At 70.1% G+C, this 21295-nt stretch carries 15 protein-coding genes; 12 read left to right on the plus strand and 3 right to left on the minus strand.

The genetic code is table 11. From position 1 onward, the window contains the following. From SALMUC_RS27040 to SALMUC_RS30235, 4 genes are all read left to right on the plus strand, one after another. On the plus strand, window positions 1–1231 hold a 1231-nt coding region (locus SALMUC_RS27040; protein ID WP_037373085.1), incomplete at its 5' end, for a glycosyltransferase family 32 protein. Window positions 1232–1375: 144 nt separating this feature from the next. Next, window positions 1376–1948, plus strand: a complete 573-nt coding sequence (locus SALMUC_RS27045; protein WP_020039283.1) for a recombinase family protein — start codon at window positions 1376–1378, stop codon at window positions 1946–1948. A 65-nt stretch (window positions 1949–2013) separates the two neighbouring features. Next, a complete protein-coding gene (locus SALMUC_RS27050) occupies window positions 2014–3024 on the plus strand; it encodes a hypothetical protein (RefSeq protein WP_020039282.1) in 1011 nt (336 codons plus the stop codon). A gap of 341 nt (window positions 3025–3365) precedes the next feature. Then, window positions 3366–4778, plus strand: coding sequence for a calcium-binding protein (locus SALMUC_RS30235; RefSeq protein WP_020039281.1), 1413 nt, complete (start codon window positions 3366–3368; stop codon window positions 4776–4778). Window positions 4779–4850: 72 nt separating this feature from the next. On the opposite strand, the gene SALMUC_RS27060 is transcribed toward SALMUC_RS30235, so the two are convergent. Continuing rightward, window positions 4851–5621 (minus strand): O-methyltransferase, encoded by a 771-nt coding sequence (locus tag SALMUC_RS27060; protein ID WP_084514110.1) that lies wholly within the window; start codon window positions 5619–5621, stop codon window positions 4851–4853. 255 nt (window positions 5622–5876) lie between these two features. On the opposite strand from SALMUC_RS27060, the gene SALMUC_RS28650 reads away from it, so the two are divergent. Genes SALMUC_RS28650 through SALMUC_RS27075 form a run of 3 tightly spaced genes read left to right on the plus strand, consistent with a single transcriptional unit; the run spans window position 5877 to window position 11506 of the window. Then, on the plus strand, window positions 5877–7784 hold the full coding sequence (locus SALMUC_RS28650; RefSeq protein WP_020039279.1) for a polysaccharide pyruvyl transferase family protein: 1908 nt from the start codon (window positions 5877–5879) through the stop codon (window positions 7782–7784). 16 nt (window positions 7785–7800) lie between these two features. Then, window positions 7801–10395, plus strand: a complete 2595-nt coding sequence (locus SALMUC_RS27070; protein WP_020039278.1) for a glycosyltransferase family 2 protein — start codon at window positions 7801–7803, stop codon at window positions 10393–10395. After that, window positions 10385–11506 carry a glycosyltransferase family 2 protein gene (locus tag SALMUC_RS27075; protein ID WP_021121091.1) on the plus strand — a complete coding sequence of 374 codons (1122 nt, stop codon included), beginning with the start codon at window positions 10385–10387 and terminating at the stop codon, window positions 11504–11506. The genes SALMUC_RS27070 and SALMUC_RS27075 overlap by 11 nt, the downstream gene beginning before the upstream one ends. Before the next feature lie 16 nt (window positions 11507–11522). Here SALMUC_RS27075 and SALMUC_RS27080 read toward each other — a convergent pair whose 3' ends face one another. Beyond that, window positions 11523–12608, minus strand: a complete 1086-nt coding sequence (locus SALMUC_RS27080; protein WP_020039277.1) for a hypothetical protein — start codon at window positions 12606–12608, stop codon at window positions 11523–11525. Between the two features lie 1007 nt (window positions 12609–13615). On the opposite strand from SALMUC_RS27080, the gene SALMUC_RS29395 reads away from it, so the two are divergent. The 5 genes from SALMUC_RS29395 to SALMUC_RS27105 all read left to right on the plus strand — a co-directional run bounded on the left by SALMUC_RS29395 (window position 13616) and on the right by SALMUC_RS27105 (window position 19685). Beyond that, window positions 13616–15715: a glycosyltransferase gene (locus SALMUC_RS29395; RefSeq protein ID WP_425414331.1), complete on the plus strand. Its 2100-nt coding sequence runs from the start codon at window positions 13616–13618 to the stop codon at window positions 15713–15715. A 93-nt stretch (window positions 15716–15808) separates the two neighbouring features. Continuing rightward, the gene (locus SALMUC_RS27090; RefSeq protein ID WP_020039275.1) at window positions 15809–16555 is read left to right on the plus strand and encodes a CatB-related O-acetyltransferase; all 747 of its coding nucleotides are present in this window, start codon (window positions 15809–15811) and stop codon (window positions 16553–16555) included. Window positions 16556–16563: 8 nt separating this feature from the next. Further along, window positions 16564–17316 carry a sulfotransferase family protein gene (locus tag SALMUC_RS27095; protein ID WP_020039274.1) on the plus strand — a complete coding sequence of 251 codons (753 nt, stop codon included), beginning with the start codon at window positions 16564–16566 and terminating at the stop codon, window positions 17314–17316. A 124-nt stretch (window positions 17317–17440) separates the two neighbouring features. Then, a complete protein-coding gene (locus tag SALMUC_RS27100) occupies window positions 17441–19003 on the plus strand; it encodes a KpsE/RkpR family capsule polysaccharide export protein (RefSeq protein WP_020039273.1) in 1563 nt (520 codons plus the stop codon). A 10-nt stretch (window positions 19004–19013) separates the two neighbouring features. Continuing rightward, window positions 19014–19685, plus strand: a complete 672-nt coding sequence (locus SALMUC_RS27105) for an ABC transporter ATP-binding protein (RefSeq protein ID WP_020039272.1) — start codon at window positions 19014–19016, stop codon at window positions 19683–19685. Window positions 19686–19772: 87 nt separating this feature from the next. Here the strand turns inward: SALMUC_RS27105 and SALMUC_RS27110 are convergent, their stop codons facing one another. Further along, a complete protein-coding gene (locus tag SALMUC_RS27110; protein WP_020039271.1) occupies window positions 19773–21257 on the minus strand; it encodes a calcium-binding protein in 1485 nt (494 codons plus the stop codon). Window positions 21258–21295: the final 38 nt, after the last annotated feature.

Genomic DNA, 21295 nt, shown 5'->3' on the forward strand with positions numbered 1-21295 from the left:
CCTGCGCCGCTGCCACCGCCGCTGGCCCGCCGGCCCGCGCATCCGCCAGCTGCTGCTCGAGGCGCTGCGCAAGGCCGGGGACCTCGAGGGCGCGCACCGCGTGCTCGACGCGCTCGAGGCGCGGTTCCCCGGCACCGACCTCGCGCAGCAGCGGCTGCGCCTGCTGATCGACGAGGGCCGCCCGGACGAGGCGCTGGCACTGGCCGAGGCGGGCGGACTGATGGCGCGCAACGTGACCTCGCGCGACGAGACATTGCGGCTCCATCTCTGCCAGGGACGGCTCGCGGAGGCGGAGCGCGTGGCCGGCGAGATCGTCCGGGCGCTCGGCGTCGGCAACCACCACGCGGCGCAGTTCAGCGTGACCCTGAGCGGGGCCATGCTGAACGAGCTGCGGATCTTCCACCGCGTCGCGGGGCAGGGGGAGGGGCGGTCGCTGGTGCGGGATATTTACGAACCCGCGCGGCAGGTGATCGACGCCTGGGAGGCGCGGCTCTCTCCGCCGCCCGGGGCCTTCGCGCCCGGCGCGCCCGCGGCGATTCCCCGGCGCATCGTCCAGTACTGGAACGCCGAGGACCCGCCGCCCGAGGTCGGCAAGGTCATGGAGGGATGGCGCCGCGCGGCGGGCTTCGACTACCGCTGCCACAACCGGGCGAGCGCCCTGAGGTTCCTCGCGCAGACCTACGACGACCGCCACGCCCGGGCCTTCCGGCTCGCCAACAACGCCGCCGAGGAATGCGATTTCCTCCGGCTCTGCCTGCTGCTGGCCGAGGGCGGTATCTATTCCGACGCCGACGACATGCTCGCCGGCGACCCCGGCGCGCTGCTGGCCGGCGCGGGCGGCATGCTGGTGGCGCGCGAACCCTTCCGCGCCATCGCCAACAACGTGATCTGCGCCCGCCCCGGCCACCCGGTGCTGAAGATCGCCGTCGACATGGCGCGCGAGGCGCTGCTGTCGCGCGCCAACGACGGGACCTGGTCCAAGACCGGGCCGGGGCTCTTCACCCGGGCCATCGCGGCCTACCTCGTGGACTGCGAGACGAAGGGGACGGAGCCGGACCTGCGGATCATGCCGCAATACCGGCTCAACCGCTTCGTGACGCCGCACGTGCGGCTCTCCTACAAGACCACCTCGAAATACTGGAACGCCCGCTCGCGCGACGCGGCGACACCGACGGTCCGCGCCCTGGCGCGGCTCGCCGCCGGGGAGCGGGGAGAGCTGGCCGTCGCCTGAGGGGCCGGTCCCCTATCAAATGGGTATACCCCGGGGGCTGTCGATAGAGTGCCCCCGGGAGCCTATCAAAAGAGTTGTTTTCCGAATGATAAAGACGCATATCAACAGGATCATAATTCTATTAGATACAGGAAGCCGCTCCCGATGAAGTACGGATACCGCCGGGTCAGCTCCGTCGACCAGAAGCTCGACCGCCAGGTGTTGCCCGGCGACATCGCGGAGGCGAACGTCTTCGAGGAGAAGATCAGCGGCGCCCGGGGCACCAACCGGCCCGAGCTCGAGAACGTGCTGGGGCGCCTGCGCCCGGGCGACGCGCTGCATGTCTACTCGACCGACCGCCTGGCGCGGTCGACGCGCGACCTGCTGGACATCGTCGAGCGGGTGAAGGCCGCCGGGGCGGTGCTGATCTTTGAAAAGGAGCGGCTGACCTTCTCCGGCGACAATGCCGACCCGATGTCGGATTTCATGCTGACCATGCTGGGCGCGCTCGCCGAAATGGAGCGGGCCAATATCCGGGCGCGCCAGCTGGAGGGCATCGAGATCGCCAAGAGCCGGGGCAAGTACCGCGGCGGCAGGAAGCGCCTCGACAGGAAAGCGGTCTGGAAGCTGCTCGACGCCGGCTTCGGCCCGCAGGAGGTGGCCGACACCCTCCGGATCGGGGTGGCCTCGGTCTACCGGATCCGCAAGGAAGGCCGCCCGGCGGGCTCCGCGCCGTGACGGGCCCGCGCGTCCGCATGCCGCCTTGCCGGCACCGGCGGACGAAGCTAGGCTGAGGTATGTCCATGGATCCGCTCGATATCGTTCTCCATGTCGGCCTTCCCAAGACCGGCACCAGCGCGATTCAGCGCACGTTCGCGGCCCATTCCCGCTCCCGCGCGGCGGCCGATCCGATCGCCTACTATCCGAAGGCCGGGCAGAACAATTACGAGGCCCATTTCAATCTCGCCATGGAACTCCACATGCCCAACAGGTTCGACCCCGCCCTGGGGTCCTGGGCCGACGTGGCCGACGAGATCGTCAGGTCCGACGCCCGCCGCGTCCTGATCTCCTCGGAACTGTTCCGCGACCACTTCGCCAAGGCCGTGGCGCGAAAGATCGGCAAGCTTCTGCCGCAGGCACGGACGCGGCCGGCCGTCTATTTCCGCCCGCAGTGGGAATACCTCGAATCCGGTTACCTGCAGATCGTTCGGTTCGGCAGGACGGACCGAAGCCTCGAGGAGTTCGTCGCCCAGAAGGAAGACCAACTCAGCAATTACGAGAGGATCGCCAAGTCGTGGCAGGCGGCCTTCGGGGAGAAGCAGGTCGCGGCGCTGCCCTACGACCGGACGGTCCGGGAGAATGGGATCGTCTCGAGCTTCGCCCGCGCCATGTGGGGCCGGGACGACAACCTCGACAACGAGAAGCGGGTGAACGAGCGCACCGGCCTGCTCGCGATCAATGCCGTCTTCCGGGTCAGGGATCTCTGCCGCGAAGCCCTGGGTGACGGAGACTTCATTCTTCCCGCGAAGACCGTGAGCTTCATCACGCAGTCCTTCCGGAACGACCCGCGAGACCCGACCGATTTCACCCTGATATCGGACGACCTCCGACAGCGGTTGTTCGAAAGATCGCTCGCCAGGAATGAATGGCTGGCAAAGACCTTCGACACCGCGAACTGGAGCGCCTTCCTGGAGGCTCCGGTCTCGACGCGCCCGTACATGACTCGCGACGACGTCCCGTTGTCGGCGCAGGACCTCGAGCGGTGCGAGGCCTTTGCCGCGGAGGAGATCGCGCGGCAGACCCGCGCCGCCTGACCAGCCGCGCTCGCCTCCACGGTTCCGTGCGCTGCGTGACTCGATCCGGTTTCCCGCGATCGCAATTCGAACGTCTGCAAACGAAATTGCATTGCGCGGACAATGAAAACGGGGAGGACCCCGGCATCATTCTGCATCTGCAGAAATTCTGCACCCGCGACGTATTGGCATTACGGGCGCGGGCCCGGTTATATCGAATCGATATATGCCCATATTTCGGCACATTTCCAATTAATTGACGTCAATCCATTGAATATGAAGCGATATATAAAATGTTGCGCGATCAATATACCTTTGCCACCATTTTCATCGGGGATACGCGTGGATGAGGAGTGCCATGAATGCCGACCGGAAATATCACCGTAACCCCTTATGGCGGCTCGGTTCTGAGCCTGCCTTTGCTCAATGAGGACAACACGCTGCTGCTCAGCGACCTGGACTCGAAGATCACCGCCGAGCTGGCCGACGACCAGGGCACGCTGGACAGCTCGGACGACAACATCTCGACCTTCGACGACGAGGCGCTGACCTACGTCGGCTCGGGCACCTTCCAGCCCGGCATCGAGGTCGCCGGGGTCATCGTGCCGCTCGGCGAGGCCGTCCCGGTGGTCGTCTTCAACGCCGACGACGGCACCGGAACCGAGAAGAGCTACTTCCACTTCCCCGAGGGCGACCCCGGCCTGCTGGGGGCCGTCGCGGCGATCCTCGACATCGAGGACACGCCCTACGAGATCTTTCCGAACCCCTACGAGGGTTCGGCCGTCGCGGATGTCTACTTCGGCGACGACTTCGGCAACCAGATGTTCGGCGAGGCCGGTGACGACGACATCCGCGGCCGCGACGGCGACGACAGCATCATCGGCGGCCTGGGCGCGGACACGCTGCTGGGCAACGACGGCGCGGATACCGTCAGCGGCGGCGAGGGCGACGACGTGGTGGTCGGCGGCTTCGGCGCGGACGTGGTGGTCGGCGGGGACGGTCTCGACCGGCTCGAAGGCGGCGCCGGCGCCGACACGCTGCTGGCCGGGGCGCATGCGGACACGATCGAGGGGGGCCTCGGCGACGACCTGATCGACGGGGCCGGCGGCTTCGACACGGTGCTCTACACCGGCCTCTCCGAGGGCGTGATCCTCAACCTCGAGAACGGCGTCGCGACGGGCGGCGGCGGCAGCGACACGGTCAGCAACGTCGAGCACGCCGTCGGCTCGGCGGGCGACGACGTGGTCTACGGCACCGAGCTGCACGGCAACCGGCTCGAGGGCTCGCTGGGCGACGACGACCTCTACGGGCTGAACGGGCGCGACACGCTGCTGGGCGGCGACGGCAACGATGCCCTCTACGGCGGCGAGGACGTGGACTGGCTGCTGGGCGGAGACCAGGACGACCGGCTCGACGGCGGCGGCGGCACCGACGTCCTGACCGGCGGCGACGGGGCCGACACCTTCGTGCTGTCCGACATCGCAGACACCGGCGTTGGCCGCTGGGACCGCGACGAGATCCGCGACTTCGACGCCTCCGATGGCGACGTGATCGACATCTCGGGCGTCGATGCGGATGCCGGCGCGGCGGGCGACCAGGCCTTCACCTTCGCCGGCACCGACTTCACCGGGACCGCCGGGGAAGTGATCCTGGAAGACCACGTCTTCTCGGGGGTCGACGTGACCATCGCCTCGATGGACGTGGACGGCGACGGCGAGATCGACGGCCAGCTCTACATCGTGGGCGGCGCGGAGATCGACGACTTCGTGCTCTGAGCGACACGGCGGCGGCGGGCCCTCCGGGCCGGCCGCCGCGGACCGCGCCCAGACACCGCCCGGACACCGCGCTCAGGCGGAGAGAACGCCGATGCGCTCGTTGACGAGGGCGGCGAAGGGAAACTCGTTCCGCGCGATCATCTCCTCCCAGCCCTCCCGCGAGCTGCCGGAATAGCCGATGTCGTCGATCAGGATCATCGAGCGCGGCGCCATCCAGCCGTAGGCCGTCTTGTAGCTGCGGATCAGCGTGTCGCGGTCGTGACGGGAATCGATGAAGACCAGGTCGAAGGTCTCGCCGGCGGGCAGGTGCACGCCGAGTGCGTTGAAGTCCTCGCGCAGGACCTTCCCGCGCTCGGAATCGCCGTGGGTGATCAGGTCGAGCGACCGCTGCGCCTGGTTCGCGTAGCTCGCCAGTTCGAAGGAGAAGAGACGGCTGTCGGCGCCGCTCTCGGCGAGCGCGATGGCCAGATACATCGAGGAGATGCCGTATCCCGACCCCGCCTCGAGCGCGTGCCGCGCCCCGAAGGCGCGGGCCAGCGCGTAGAGCATCGTGCCGTAGCGCGGCGAGAGCGAGATCGTCGAGGCGGTGACATGCGTCTTGTCGTGGCTGAGTTCGCGGCCGAGGTAGCTCTTGTGCAGGGGTTTCGGCTTCAGGCGGCGCAGCCGCTCGCGCCGCCGGGCGATGCGCGCGAAGAGCGGCGGCTGGTCGGGGGCGTTGACGGCCTCGAGAAAGCTCTCCCGCGTCCAGACGCTGGACTCCGCCTTCACGAATTCCACCGGCAGCTCCTTGAAGCCCCTGGTGTCGCCGGTGCCCGGAGGGCTCTTATCGTCTGAAGCTGGCATCTGGCTCGCAATCCTCCCTGTCGTTCTGTCCGGTCCCGTTGCGAAACCGCCGCCGGATGCCGGGTGCCGGATCTCCCTGACCACGTCCCTGTGGGCTGTCCGGCGTATCTCATGGGCAGATCCCCGCCCATTTCCGCGGGCGCGCCCGGGGGGCGGGACCTGCCTCGAGTTCGGGGGAAATTACAGGTTGCGCGTTTGCTGGCAACAGGTCATCAGGTCTCTTGAAGACATTAAGACGCAGCAAAAAGTACCATCATGCTCAAATCGCTTTTGTCCAAGGTCAGCATCGATCGCGATGCGAATGCTGGCCGCGCAGGGCACGATCCCTTCGGACGTTTTGTCGTGGTGAGTTTCTACACGCCCGGCGGATACTACGAGGAAAAGGCCGTCGAGCTGCGGGAGATGTGCGACAGCTTCGGGCTCGAGCACGACATCTCCGAGATCACGCTCGAGCCGCACGAGAACTGGGCCGACATCTGCCGCCGCAAGGTGCGCCACTACCACGCGATGCTGCACAAGCATAAGTGCGACATCATGTGGCTCGACGTGGACAGCGTGCTGATGGGCGACATCTCCGAGCTGCACCGCGGCACCTTCGACGTCGCGCTCTTCATGCGCAACTTCAAGTACCTGCCGCAGTACAACCCGGGCATGCTGGCGCGCACCTTCCACCCCGGCTACCTGCTGTTCCGCTATACCCCGCGCTCGCTGCAGTTCCTCGAGGACTGCATGGAGATCGACCGCACCCACGAGGGCGACTTCACCGACGACTACATCCTCGAGGAGGCCTTCCGCACCTCCGAGGCGCAGCTGCGCATCATGCTGCTGTCGCCCGACGACATCGAGCGTCCGGTGGACACCGGCCAGAAGCCCGAGGCGCTGTTCCGCCACGGCGACAGCGGCAACGTCGACACCTACAAGGGCAAGGTGCGCCAGCACACCCCCCGCCTGCTCGAGGGCGAGAGCCAGAAGAAGGTGCTGATGGACGCGGTGGGCGCCGCGGCCCGCGCCGGCCGGCGCTCGGACGTGATCACCTACATGCGCCGCGTGCTGACGGTGAAGCCCGACGATTTCGAGACCCATATCAAGCTGCTCACCACGCTGGAAAAGGCCGGCGACCCGCGCCGCCTGAAGGCCGAGGTCAAGCGCGGCCTGGCCAGCGAGGAACTCGCCCCCTACACGCTGCGCTTCCAGCTGCTCGCGGCGCTGCGCGACCACGACTGGGACACCGCCGACCGGCTGATGACCGAGATCGAGGCCACCGGCCACGAGCGCATGATCGCCTTCTCGCGCTCGCGCATGTTCCGCTACTCGCTCGACCGCCGGGCCGAGGAGCAGGGCGTGGCCGAGGCCGACCGCACCCCGCTCTTCTGGTGGGAGGAGCCCTATCCCGGCAACCTGGGCGACATCGTCAATCCCTACATCGTCGAGGGGCTCTCGGGCATCCCGCCGCGCTACCTGCGGGGCGGCGAGGCGGTCTGCGCCATCGGCTCGATCATCAAGTTCGCCAAGCCCGGCACCCCGGTCTGGGGCAGCGGCTCGCCGCACGAGAACGACCACCTCGACCCGCTGGCCGACTACCGCGCGGTGCGCGGCCCGATGACCCGCGACCTGGTGCTGCGCAACGGCGGCACCTGCCCCGAGATCTACGGCGATGCCGCCTGGTTCCTGCCGATCCTCTACCGGCCCGAGATCGCGCAGACCCACCGCACCGGGCTCATCCTGCACTACACCCACGAGGAGGCCCCGATCGACGTCGGCGACGAGATCCGCCGCATCGACATCCGCCGCCTCGGCTACGACCAGATCGAGGCCTTCCTCGACGAGATGCTGAGCTGCGAGCGCATCATCTCGACCTCGCTGCACGGGGTCATCATCGCGCAGGCCTACGGCATCCCCGCGGCCCTGGCGACGGCCAGCGCCTCGAGCAAGCAGGTGCACGGCGACGGCATCAAGTTCCGCGACTACTTCATGTCGGTGGGGCTGGACGGGCCGATCCCGCCCTACGACGTCTGCGAGAGCGGGGTGCGCGACCGCACGCTGCCGGAAGAGATCTTCCGCACCGCGGCGCGGAAGATCCCGCTGCAGCCGCTGCTGGAGGCGGCTCCCTTCACGCCGCTGCCCGAGATGCACGACCGCGCCGCCGCCTTCGACGCAACCTGAAACGCCCCCGGGGACCATGGCCGCTCCAGAAATTTCCGTCATCACGCCCGCGTACAACTGCGCGGCCTACCTTCCCGAATGCGTGGCCTCGGTCGCCCGCCAGCGCGGCGTCACCGTCGAGCACATCGTCGTCGACGACGCCTCCTCCGACGACACCCGCCGCATCATGGGCGAGCTGGCCTCGGTGCATCCGCACCTGAAGATCGAGTTCCTCGAGCGCAACATCGGCCAGGCCCGGGCGCGCAACTTCGCCATGAGCCGGGCCACCGGGCGCTACATCCTGTTCCTCGATTCCGACGACATGCTCGAGGGCGACGAGGCGCTCGCCGAGCTGGCGGGCAACGCGCGCGGCAACGATGCCGACCTGGTGCACTTCCAGTACAACCGCATGCCCCATGCCGAGACCACGGTCACCCCGGCGGTCAACGCGCTCACCGGCGAGCGTCGGCGCGGGGTCACGCTGCAGGACTACCCGCGGCTGCTCAACAACACCTCCTGCTGGCAGATGCTCTACCGCCACAAGTTCCTGCGCGACGAGAACCTGCTCTTCTCGCACGAGCTGCGCCAGCGCGAGGACCGGCCCTTCTTCCTCGAGTGCCTGCTGAAGGCGAAGTCGGTCAACGTGGTGCAGACCCGCGCGCTGCGCTACCGGGTGCGGCCGGATTCCACCATGCGCCGGCTCGACCTCGAGCAGCTGGACCTGTTCAACACCCACCTGCGCATCGTCTCGGAGCTGATGGAGGGCCTCGGCGAGGACGAGACCGCGCAGGCGCTGCGCCGGGCCAACACGCTCTACTACATGCACGTGACCATGGCCTACTGGGCGCCCTTCCTGCTGCGCGAGGAGGTGCGCGACACCCCCGAGGCGGCGGCCTTCGTGGCGGCCTTCGCGGCGCCGGGCTGGCGGTCGAGCGATCTCTTCATCGACCGCATCATGGAGAACATCCCGCTGCGGCACCGCGATTCCGGCACCTTCGACGTGCTGGCGCACTACCTGTCGACCGGGCAGAAGGAGGCGGCCTTCGCCCTGATGCGCGACGGGCGGATGACCCCGACCGAGGTCGAGCGGCTGGGCATGACCTACCGCGACGAGGCGCGCGAGGCGGGCTTCCGGCTCTCGCCCGAGGCCTTCGGCCAGTTCGCCTCGAACGTGCGCCTGCTGCCGCTGCCCGCCACCTCGCCCCGCGCCGAGCGGCCGCGCCCGCGGCTGATCCTGCACGCGGGGGCCACCAAGACGGGCTCCTCCTCGCTGCAGAAGTTCCTCGAGATCAACCGCTTCCGCCTGCTGCACGACCACGGCGTCTACTATCCCATGACCGGGCTCGAAAACGGCCGCGGCCCGCGCGGGATGCGCACCTCGGGGCACGCGGCGCTGATCGGCAACCTGCTCAATGGGCAGGACCGGGTGCTCGACATGCTCGACGAGGAGCTCGACCAGCTCACCCGCGTGCCCGAGACGGTGATCCTGTCGGCCGAGAACATCCTCTCGGCCCGCTTCTGGGAACGCGGCAACGTCACCGGCCGGCTGGCCCCGCACCTCGGCCCCGAGCATTTCTCCGAGGTCACCGTGCTGGCCTTCCTGCGGGCCCCGGTCGACTGGCTGGAATCCATGTACGGCGAATGCATCGCCAGCCCCGGCCTGCGCATGACCCTCACCCCCGAGGAATTCGCCCGCAGCCAGGAGAACGAGCGCCTGCTCGACTTCGACCACATCGGCGGCGCCTTCCACGGCGGGATGCCGCAGGCGCGCCTGGTGTTCCGCAGCTACGACACGCTGCGCGCGCTGAAGCGCGACATCGTGCAGGAGATGTTCGACTCCACCGGGCTCGACGGGATCCGGGCCGAGGACTACGACCGCCCCGGCGCGCTGACCTCGAACGCCTCGATCCCCAAGCCGGCGCTGCGCATGATCCGCGCGGTCAACAGCATCCCGATGCAGCGCGAGCCCGCGGCGCGGCTCAACGCCCGCATCATCGCCGCCGCCGGCAGCGACACCCCGCGCGACGCCTGCTTCTACGACAGTGCCGCGGCGCGGGAGATCATCGCGCGCCACCGCGACCGGGCGGTGGCCTTCTTCGCCCACCACCACCCCGACTTCGAGCCCGGGCACCTGACCGACGGCAGCGGCCGGCGCGATGTCGAGGAGCTCGACCTGAGTCTCAGCGGCACCGCGATGGAGGAGATCGCCAGCGCCATCGCCCAGGCCCAGGCCTGGACGCCCGAGGCCGAGGACGTGCGCGTCGAGCCCCCCGAGGAGGTGGACCTGCGCGTGGCCGAGCTCTTCGAGGCCCATGTCGACGGCCTGTCGCGCCGGGCCCGCCGCGAGCAGCCGATGCACGACCGGATCGAGGCCGGGCGCGCGATCCTGGCCTCGGGGCTCTTCGACGGCTTCCACTACCTCGAGCAGGCGCCCGGGGCGCTGAACCATCCCGGCGGGCCGCTGATGCACTACCTCGAGACCTGCCGCGAGCTGCTGCTCGATCCCAACCGCAACTTCAGCACGCGCGACTACCTGATCATCAACACCGACGTCGCCCGGTCCGAGATGAACCCCTTCCACCACTTCGTCGCCTTCGGCATGGAGGAAGGCCGCCAGTTCGTTGCTGCCTGAGGCCGGCCCCCCGGCGGTCGAGGTCATCGTCCGGGCGCACGACCCGGAGAGCCTGCCGCTGCTGCGCCGGGCGCTGGCCTCGGTGGCCGCGCAGGCGGGGGCGGGCCGGGTCCGCGTGCTGCTCGAGACCTCGAACTTCGGGCCCCTGCCGGGGCCGGACGCGCTTTTCGAGCCGGGCGCGCCGCGGGTCGAGGTGATCCACACCGACGTGCCCCACGCCGGCGACAGCCGCTTCACGCTGCTGCGCAACGGCATCCGCCGTGCCCGGGCCGACTGGCTGCACGTGCTCGACTGCGACGACGCGCTGCAGCCCGACGGCCTCGCCCGGATGCGCGCGGCGGGCGAGGCGGCCGGGGCCCGCCTGGTGATCGCCAACGCCGACCTGCTGCGCGAGGACGCGCGCGGCGGGGTCTCGCGCACCCCCTACCGGCAGGGCGCGCTGAGCGTGCCGGGGCTGGTGCGCCGCAACGAGGTGCCCTTCAACGCCATCCTGGTGCGCCGCGAGGCGGCCCTGGCGGCCATCGCGCGCAGCCCGGCGCTGTCGCTCTTCGAGGACTACGGCTTCCTGCTGAACCTGCTGGCGCAGCGCCCGCCGCTGGTGCTGCCGCCCGAGGTGCGCGTCGCCGACTACCACGTGAGCGGCGACCAGGGCGCGAAATACGCCCAGGTGCGCGACTTCTCGATGCAGGTCATCGACCGGCTGCGCGCCGGCCTGGTCTTTCCGGTCCCGGGCGAGCAGCTGCTCGCGCACGAGGCCGCGCCGGTGCACGAACGGGCCTTCGCCGAGCTGCTGGCGGCCCTGCCCGAGGCGCCGCTCGAGGAGAGCCCGGTGCAGGCCTACCTCGAGGCGCTGCGCCCCGTCGACGGCGGGCTGCAGGTCGAGGGCTGGTGCGTCGACACGAGCGCCCCGGGCACGCCCCTGTGGGGCGTCTACGCGCAGATCGACGAGAGCCGCGCGGTCCTGCTCGACACCCGCGAGACCCGCGCCGACGTCAGCGCCGCGACCGGCGCCGAGGGCCGGCTGCAGGGCTTTTCCGGGCCGGTTCCGGCCCCCGGGATCGAGACGGTCTGGCTGGTGCACGCCGGCCGGCGCCTGCGGCTCGGACCCTGAGCCGCGGCCGGGGGCCCTAGGGGATCAGTCCACCGGTCACCGTTTCGACCGGGCTGTCCTCCGGCAGCTCGCCATCGGCGGGCGCCTTCGCCATGCGCTGCCGCCCGGCCCGCACCGCGGCCTTGATGAAGGGCTTGCAGTCCGCCTTTTCCTCGTCGGTCAACTCGGGGAACCTGGTGACGACGGGGGCCTTTCCGGGCGGCGGAGGGTCCAGGAAGGCGGGGCTGTCGAAGCCCTCGAACTGCTCGGCCAGCCAGCGGTTGGTGTCGCGCGATTCCTCGTAGATCCGGGCCTTGAGCTCTTCCGTCATGAAGCTGAAGTCGCGCGTCTCGCGCGGCCACTTCTGCGACAGGTAGGACAGCTGCATCACCATGCGGCTGCTCAGCTCGGCCTCCGGCGCATCCAGACCCGCGCGGATCCCGTCGCGGACATGGCGCACCGCCGAGAGCGCCCGCAGGCCGAACTTCTGGTTGACCTGCGTGGCCGGCGGCATCTCGATGTCCAGTCCGATCGCCTTGCGCAGCACGTGCGAGACGATCCCCTCGGCGCGCACCGAGGCGTCGAAGGGCAGGCAGATCAGGTTCTCCGGTCCCATCGCCTTCTGCCAGGCCATGACGATGGCGCGGTAGTCGGTGATCTGCGCCCCGGTATGGTCATAGAATTCCTCGATGTGGTCCTCGGTCTTGAGGAAGCGGATGAGCTGGTTGTACCCGCTTTCGACGTATTCCCACTGCGGCCGCAGGTAGAGGATCACCTTCTTCTCGGCCCCGGGGAAGAGCTTGTGGATCTTGCTCGCCACCACCGGGGCGAGGAACATCCGGAAGGCCTCGGACGAGAGCAGCGCCGTGCCGGCCTGCTCTCCCTGCGCCTCGAGCTCGTCGGCCAGGTCCTGCCAGCTGCCGAAGCTCGGCGAGAACTGGTTGGGCGCGTGCAGCTCGTAGGCCAGGTTGTGATGCGCCACGAGCTTGCGCTCACGCCGGCCCGCACGCGGGTAGTAGACCTGCGGGGCGTCCGTCTCGTCGCTGTAGGCGGCAAAGGCGCGCTGCAGGGCGGTGGTCCCGCTCTTGGGCTGCCCCACGTGAAGAAAAAGTCGTGCCACCATGCGTCGGTCCTCTGCGGGGGAGGGCCCGCCCCCGAAACGGGCCGGTGCAGCACCACAGTCATCACACCGTCGTTCCGGCGATCGGGAAAGCCCTGGCCCGATTCGAGACTAGGCCGCGTTTTTCGGAAGTTCAAATTCGTTCTGCCGGGCCGGCGAAACTCGACAGGCCCTGCCCCTTGCCGCCATGCCCGCACCGGCGTCCGGGAACGGTTCGTGCCCGGGTCGGCCCGGCGCCGGGGATGGCTCTCTGCCGCCGCCGCGCGCGGCGCGCCGGACCCGCCGTATCCTTTTCACTTGCATCGTGACCGCCTGCATGATGGTAAGGTGCGATCGAAAACACTGAACCGGAAGACCCGACAGCCCGTGGTTGCCATGGCACGCGAAATCAGGCCGGCCCGGCCGGGAACACGTCCATGAACCAACGGCTGCTTGCCCTCTACTCCCGGTACACGACCGCCCACCTCGAACTTTCCGCGCCCTCCCGGCCGATCGTCGACACCGCCGGCGAGACGGTGGGACACATCGACGTCGTCCGCCTGCACGGCGGGCGGCTGCGGGTCGCGGGCTGGGTGCGGGCGCAGAAGGTGCGCCTGGTGCTCGCCGGGGCCGAGACCGAGGCCGCGCCGGTGATGCGCCGGCCCGACGTGGCCACCGCCCTGGGACTGCCCGAGACCGTCGGCTTCGATCTCGTGGTGCCCGCCTGGCTGCAGGACCTGGAAACCGCCGAGGCGCCGGGGCTGACGGTCACCGCCGAGCCCGGCCGGCCGGAGATCGCGCCGATCACCCTGCCGGTGCCCTTTCCGGGGCGCGCCCGCTGGCGGGCCCGGGCCACCTTCCTGCGCGACCTGACCCTGGCCCTGCCCGGCGTGGCGGGCTGGCTGCTGACCCGCGACCCGGCCTACCGGGCCCGCGTCAAGACGCGGCTGGGGCTCGACATGCAGCTCTCGGCGGGCCCGCTCGAGCCCGCCCTGCTGCCCCCGCCCGAGGCCCCCGCGCCCGCCCCGGTGATGCCCCGGCGCATCACCATCGTGCTGCCGGTCTACAACGCCTTCGACCTGCTGGCGGAATGCCTGGACCGCGTCGAGCGCAACACCGACCTGCCCTGGCGGCTGCTCCTGATCGAGGACGGCTCGACCGACGCGCGGGTGCTTCCCTTCCTGCGCGACTGGGCCGCCGCGCGCGATCCCGCGCAGGTCGAGCTGCTGGAGAACCCGCAGAACATGGGCTTCATCCGCTCGGTCAACCGCGGCTTCGCGCGCGCCACCGAGCAGGCCGGCGCGGAGGAGGGGCCGGTGGTGCTGCTCAACTCCGACGCCTTCGTGCCCGAGGGCTGGGCCAGCCGCCTGGTCCGCCCCTTCGAGACCCGCGAGGACGTGGCCACCGTCACCCCGATGTCGAACGACGCCGAAATCTTCTCGGTGCCGGCGATCTGCACCCGCAGCATGCTCGTGCCCGGACAGGGCGATGCCATCGACGCCGTCGCGCGCCGCTTCGACCCCGAGGTGCTGCTGACCGAGAGCCCCACCGGCGTGGGCTTCTGCATGGCCATGGGCCGCGACTGGCTGGCCCGGCTGCCGGAGTTCGACACCGCCTTCGGCCGCGGCTACGGCGAGGAGGTCGACTGGTGCAACAAGGTGGCCCAGCTCGGCGGGGTGCACCTGGGCCTGCCCGGCCTCTTCGTCGAGCACCGCGGCGGCGAGAGCTTCGGCTCGGCCGAGAAACGCGCGCTGGTGGCGCGCAACAACACGATCGTCGCCCGCCGCTACCCGCGCTACGACCAGTCGGTGCAGGATTTCATCGCCGCCGACCCGCTGCGCACCGCGCGTCTCGCGCTGGGGCTGGCCTGGGCGGGCAGCCTCGAGCCCGGCCGCGCCGTGCCGGTCTACCTCGCCCATGCGCTCGGCGGCGGGGCGGATCACTACCTCGAGCACCACATCGCCTCGGACCTCGCGGAGGGCCGCCCCTCGGTGGTGCTGCGCGTCGGCGGACCGCGGCGCTGGCAGCTCGAACTGGTGAGCCCCGAGGGCCGCACCCACGGCCACAGCGACGACGCCGGGCTCGTACGCCGGCTGCTGGCGCTGCTGCCGCGGCGGCGGGTGGTCTATTCCTGCGGCGTGGGCGATCCGGACCCGGTCGAGATCCCGGAGATGCTGCTGTCGCTGCTGCAGCCCGGCGACGACGCCGAGATGCTGTTCCACGACTACTTCCCGCTCTCGCCCGCCTACACGCTGCTCGATTCCGACGGCAGCTACCGCGGCCCCGTGGCCGCGCCGCGCCGCGNGCGACGACGCCGGGCTCGTACGCCGGCTGCTGGCGCTGCTGCCGCGGCGGCGGGTGGTCTATTCCTGCGGCGTGGGCGATCCGGACCCGGTCGAGATCCCGGAGATGCTGCTGTCGCTGCTGCAGCCCGGCGACGACGCCGAGATGCTGTTCCACGACTACTTCCCGCTCTCGCCCGCCTACACGCTGCTCGATTCCGACGGCAGCTACCGCGGCCCCGTGGCCGCGCCGCGCCGCGATCCCGCGCACCGCACCCGGCGGCTCGACGGCACGCCGGTCCCGCTCGAGGACTGGCAGGCGGCCTGGGCGCAGTTCGCCCGCCGCGCCGACCTGGTCGTCTTCTCCCGCAACAGCGCCGAGCAGGTCGCCGCGGTCTGGCCCGACCTGGCCGGCAACATCGCGCTGCGCCCGCACCGGCTGCGCAACGCGGTGCCGCGACTGCCCGACCCGGCGCCGGACGCGCCGGTGGTGCTGGGCGTGCTGGGCAACATCGGCCTGCAGAAGGGCGCCGGCGTGGTGCAGGCCCTGGCCCGGCGCCTCGACCGGCGGGGAGCCGGCCTGCGGCTCGTGCTGATCGGCAACATCGACCCGGCCTTCGCCCTGCCCGGCGCGACCCGCGTGCACGGCTCCTACGCCGTCGACGACCTGCCCCAGCTGGTGGCCCACTACGGGGTGACGCACTGGCTCATCCCCTCGATCTGGCCCGAGACCTTCTGCTACACGGCCCACGAGTGCCTCGCCACCGGCCTGCCGACGCTGGCCTTCGACATCGGCGCCCAGGGCGACGCGGTGCGCACGGCGCCCAACGGCGTCGAGATGCCCTTTGACCTCGACGCCGATCTGTCGCAAACGGTCCTGACCTCGCTCGACAGGCTGCGGGCCGGCCCGGCGAACGGGCGCGAAGAAAAGGTGCGACAGAGATGAACGAGCAGGTTTCCATTTCCTGGCTGAAGTCCCGCGGGGTCGAGGCGCTGAGCCGCGGCGGCCTCAACAACAAGGTGACGCTGCCGCGCAACACGCAGATCGAGGCCCCCGCCAGCCTGAAGTGGACGCAGTACGAGTTCCGGCTCGAGCTCGGCGCCTTCTCCTACCAGGTCTCGGGCTACTGCTTCGGCGCCAAGATCGGCCGCTACTGCTCCTTCGGCGAGGAGGTGCAGATCGGCCGCCAGAACCACCCGATGAGCTGGATCTCGACCAGCCCGGCCTTCTATCTCGGCGACCGGCTGTTCGACCTCGACGGCGGCTTCGAGGGCGCCGAGGGCTACCACGACTACGCTTTCGACTTCGAGGGCCCGCCCACCCGGCCCAGGATCACCACCATCGGCAACGACGTCTGGATCGGCCACGGAGCGCAGGTCATGGCCGGCGTGACCATCGGCGACGGCGCCGTCGTCGCCTCGGGCGCCGTGGTCTCCAAGGACGTGCCGCCCTATGCCGTGGTCGCCGGCAACCCGGCCGTGATCAAGAAATGGCGCGTGCCGCCGATCTTCGTCAGCCCGCTGCTGCGCACCAAGTGGTGGCGCTACGCGCCCTGGCAGCTGGACCACCTCGACCCGACCGACATCCAGAAGTTCCTGCATGGCGTGCACAAGATCGAGGAGCCGCCCTTCGCCCCCGACGTGATCGACCTGCGCCCGCAGAAGGCGCAGCAGCAGAAGCAGGCCTGACCCGCCCGATGAATACCGTCGTCTTCCTCCATATCCCCAAGACCGCCGGCCAGACCATCCACGCCGAACTGGCCCGGACCATGGGCAAGAAGGCCGTCTCGCCGGTGCGCGTGCACACCCAGGCCGGCCCCGGCGCGGCGCAGCTTCCGCCCGGCTACCGGCTCTATTCCGGCCATATCGACTGGGAGGCGCTCGAGACGCTGCCCGAGCCGCGCTTCGTCTTCACCGTGCTGCGCGACCCGCTCGAGCGGATCGCCTCGTTCTACTTCTACCTGCGCCGCAAGGCCGACACGCTGAGCGCCGAGGAGCTCGAGCGCCCCGAGCATACCGGGATGCGCATGGCCGCGACCCTCGGCCCCGACGACTACTTCTTCGGCGGCAAGCCGGGCTGGAAGCGCTTCATCCGCGACCACTACGACAGCCCCTACTGCACCTATCTCGTCACCCGGAAGATCCGCGGCTTCGCCGAGATCGCCGACCTGCCGGCCGAGACCCTGGCGGAGCGCGCCGAGACCGAGGCGCGAAAGCTCGACGGGGTCTACTCGGTCGACGCGCTCGACGCGCTCGAGCGCGACCTGAAGGACCGCTGCGGGCTGACGGTGCGGCTGGCGGGACACTACGTCAACGCCGGCGACGACACCCCCGGCGCCCGGCGCTGGCCGAAGCTCGAGGCCATGCTGGAGCGCGAGGAGACGCTGGAGGGCCTCAGGGGCTTCGCCCGCGCCGACCAGCTTCTGATGACCCGGCTCGGGCTGGCCTAGCCCTCCGCCGGGGCCGCCGCATGACAGCGTCTTTCCGCCCCTCTGCGACGCCTGCGCACTGGCCTTGCCCGATGAAACCCGATAGGTTCGCCGGAATGACGACCTACAGCGCTCGAGGCACCGATTGACCGCGCATCCCCCCTCGGCAAACGCGCCGCGCCCGGATCCCGACAAGACCGCTGACACCTCATCCGGGACGACCCCGAGCCCGGAGACCTCCGACGAGACCCGGGCCAGACCCGCGAACCGCTCCGGCGGCGACGACGGCGCATCGCGCCCCGGAGAGGCCGAGGAAGCCGAGCGCCAGGCCCTGATCGCCGAGCGCAAGCGCATGGCCGCGCAGCTCGAGACCCTCAAGAACGAGAAGATGCGCAAGCAGCTCGAGCAGATGGAATCCGAGATGCGCCCGAAGGCGCCGGAGACCCCGCCCGCGCAGGAGCCGCAGCAGGAGGGGGATCGCCCGGAGCAGCAGCAGGCCCGCATCGCCGTCTCCCAGGCCCAGCCCCGCAAGCGGCACTGGCTGGCGCTGCTGAGCTTCGCCATCATGGTCGGCGCGCCGGTCCTGCTCTCGGTCTGGTACCTGTGGGACCGCGCGCACGACCGCTACGTCTCCTACGCCGGCTTCTCGGTGCGCACCGAGGAGATCGGCTCGGCCTTCGACCTGCTGGGCGGCGTGGCCGAGCTCTCGGGCTCGTCCTCGTCGGACACCGACATCCTCTACAAGTTCATCCAGTCGCCCGAGATGGTGGCGCGGATCAACGCCGAGATCGACCTGCGCGAGGTCTGGTCGCGCCCCGGGCGGCACTGGTCGGACCCGGGCGACGACCCGGTCTATGCCTACAACCCCGACGGCCCGGTCGCCGGGCTGTTCACCGGCACCGACAGCGAGACCCGCGGCTCGATCGAGGACCTGACCGCCTACTGGGACCGCATGGTCAAGGTCTATTCCGACAGCGGCACCGGGCTCATCGACCTCGAGGTGCAGGCCTTCACCGCCGAGGAGTCGCGGCGGATCGCGCAGCTCGTCTATGACGAGAGCTCGGCGATGATCAACCGGCTCTCGGCCATCGCCCGCGAGGACGCCACGCGCTACGCCCGCGAGGAGCTGGACCAGGCGGTCGAGCGGCTCAAGGAGGCGCGCGAGGCGCTCACCCGGTTCCGCAACCGGACCCAGATCGTCGATCCCTCCGCCTCGATGCAGGGCCAGATGGGCATCCTGTCCTCGCTGCAGTCCGAGCTGGCGCAGACCATGATCGACCTCGACATCCTGCAGCAGACCGCCCAGGGCAGCGACCCGCGGATCACCCAGCTCGAGCGGCGCATCGACGTGATCCAGCGGCGCATCGCCGAGGAGCGGCGCAAGCTGGGCATGGGCAGCGACGAGACCGCGCCGCCCGATCCCGACGACGAAAGCGCCTTCGCCAACCTCGTGGGGGAATACGAACGCCTCACGGTCGACCGCGAGTTCGCCGAGCAGTCCTATACCGCGGCGCTGGGGGCCTACGACAGCGCCCTGGCCGAGGCGCAGCGCCAGAGCCGCTACCTGGCCGCCCACGTCAGCCCGACGATGCCGGAACGGGCCACCCGGCCCGAGCGGGCCAAGCTCACCGGGCTGGTGGCGCTCTTTTCCTTCCTGATCTGGGCCGTCATGGTGCTCGGGGTCTACGCCCTGCGGGACCGTCGCTGAGGGGGGCGCCATGATCGTCCTGCGCAACCTCACCAAGATCTTCGAGATCAACGGCACCACCAAGGTGGTCGCCGACAACATCAACGCGGTCTTTCCCACCGGCGTCTCGGTGGCGCTGATGGGGCGCAACGGGGCGGGCAAGTCGACCCTGCTCAAGGTCATCGCCGGGACCTCGGCCCCGACCCGGGGCGAGGTCCTCTCGGACGGGCGGATCTCCTTTCCCGTGGGCCTCGCGAGCTCGATGCACCCCGACATGACCGGGGCGCAGAACACCCGCTTCGTGGCGCGCATCTACGGCGCCGAGACCGACGAGATGAGCGATTTCGTCGCCGCCTTCTCCGAGCTCGGCGAGCATTTCCACCTGCCGGTGCGCACCTATTCCTCGGGGATGAAGTCGCGGCTCTCCTTCGGCATCAACATGGCGCTGCAGTTCGAGACCTACCTGATCGACGAGATCACCGCCGCCGGCGACGCCGCCTTCAAGGACAAGAGCCGCCGGATCTTCAACGAGCGCATGAAGGACGCCGGGGCGATCTTCGTGAGCCACTCCAAGAACACCATGCGCGACATGTGCCAGGCGGGCGCGGTGCTCGAGAACGGGCAGCTCACCTACTACGACGACATCGAGGACGCGCTGCTGCACCACGACGAGAACATGAAGGCCGCCGGCGCCGGCCGCTGAGGCCCGCGACCTTTCGCATGCGAAAGGCCGGCGGGCGGCGCAGCCGGGAGCGGGGTGACGCGGGCGCGGCCCGGCCGATCTGCCGGGCTATGCCCACACCTGCTCGACTATGAGGATGTCGGCGAGTGTCGCACCGCCGACGAGGGACACTTCCCCGTCCGCCACCGCATCGCCATCGATGTCGATCGCGAAGACGGTCACGATCCCCTCTTCGTAGGGATAATCGTTCAGGGTGAACTCGTAGGGGCTGCCGCTGAAGTCCTCGCCTGCGTAGGTCAGGGGATTGCCGACTGTCACCTTGAAGGTATCGCCCTCCTCGGAGTTGAAATCCCGGAAGACGTGGCGGTTGCCCGCCCCGGTGCCGGACAGGTGTTCCCCCCGGGCCTCGAGTTGGTCGGCTCCCAGCCCCGAGATGTACTCGCTCCCCGGGCCGCTGGCCGCAAAATAGTCGTTGCCCGCGCCGCCCACGAGCGTGTCCGTCCCGCCCTCACCGAAAAAGAAATCATTTCCGCCGAGGCCCTGCAGATAATTGTCCGCGCCCGTGCCGGCGATGTCGTCGCTCCCATTCGTGCCGATGACGTTCTCGATCCCGATCAGCGTATCGTGGCCCTCGACATTGGCCCCGCCAAAGCCGAGGTGGATATACTTGGTGTCGGTCCTGGCGGGCGCGGCGGAATAATCCACGGTGTCGATCCCGTCGCCGCCATCGAGGACATCATCGCCCGCGCCGCCCAGCAGCGTGTCGCCGCCCGCACCGCCCAGCAGCGTGTCGTCACCGGCCAGGCCGACGAGCCGGTCGGCGCCGCCCATCCCGGTCAGCCGGTTGCCGTGGGCGTCGTCCCCGCGCAGCGTGTCGGCCCGGTTCGAGCCGGTGGCATTCTCGATGTCGATCAGGGTGTCCGTGCCCTCGCCCGTGGCGATGCCCGCGCCGAGATCGACCGCCACGCCCGTCGCCGCGTAGTACCAGCTGGCGGTGTCCCAGTTGTTGCCGCCGTCGAGCGTGTCGTCGCCCGGCCCGCCCGTCAGCGTATCCGCGTGGCGGCCGCCCAGCAGCACATCGTTGCCGGCATCGCCCAGCAGCGTGTCCTCCCCGTCGCCGCCGATCAGCAGGTCGCCGCCGCCGTAGCCCCGGAGGAAATCGCCGCCCCCCGCGCCGCTCAGCCGGTTGCCGTGTTCCTCGGTGCCGCGCAGCACGTCGACGAAGNNNGAGCCGGTGGCGTGCTCGATGCCGATCAGCGTGTCGGCGCCCTCGCCCGTGGCCGTGCCCGCCGCGAGATCGACGACGACCCCGGCCGGCGAATACAGCCAGTAGCCGGTGTCGAAGCCGGTGCCGCCGTCGAGCGTGTCGTCGCCCGCGCCGCCCGCAAGCCGGTCGTCGTGGCGGCCGCCGAGCAGCAGGTCGTGGCCGGCGAGGCCGGTGAGCCGGTCGTCGCCGTCGCCGCCGCTGATCGTGTCGGCCTCGGAGGTGCCGGTGTACCAGTTGGCACCGTCGTCCCCCGAGATGACCAGCCAGGGGATGATCGGCGGCACGAAGGCCCGCGCGGCCTGGAACACTGCGGAGATGCGGGACATGGCGAAATCCGTTTTCTGAAATGATGCGCGATCCTCGC

The organism is Salipiger mucosus DSM 16094 (assembly GCF_000442255.1).
Classification (GTDB): domain Bacteria; phylum Pseudomonadota; class Alphaproteobacteria; order Rhodobacterales; family Rhodobacteraceae; genus Salipiger; species Salipiger mucosus.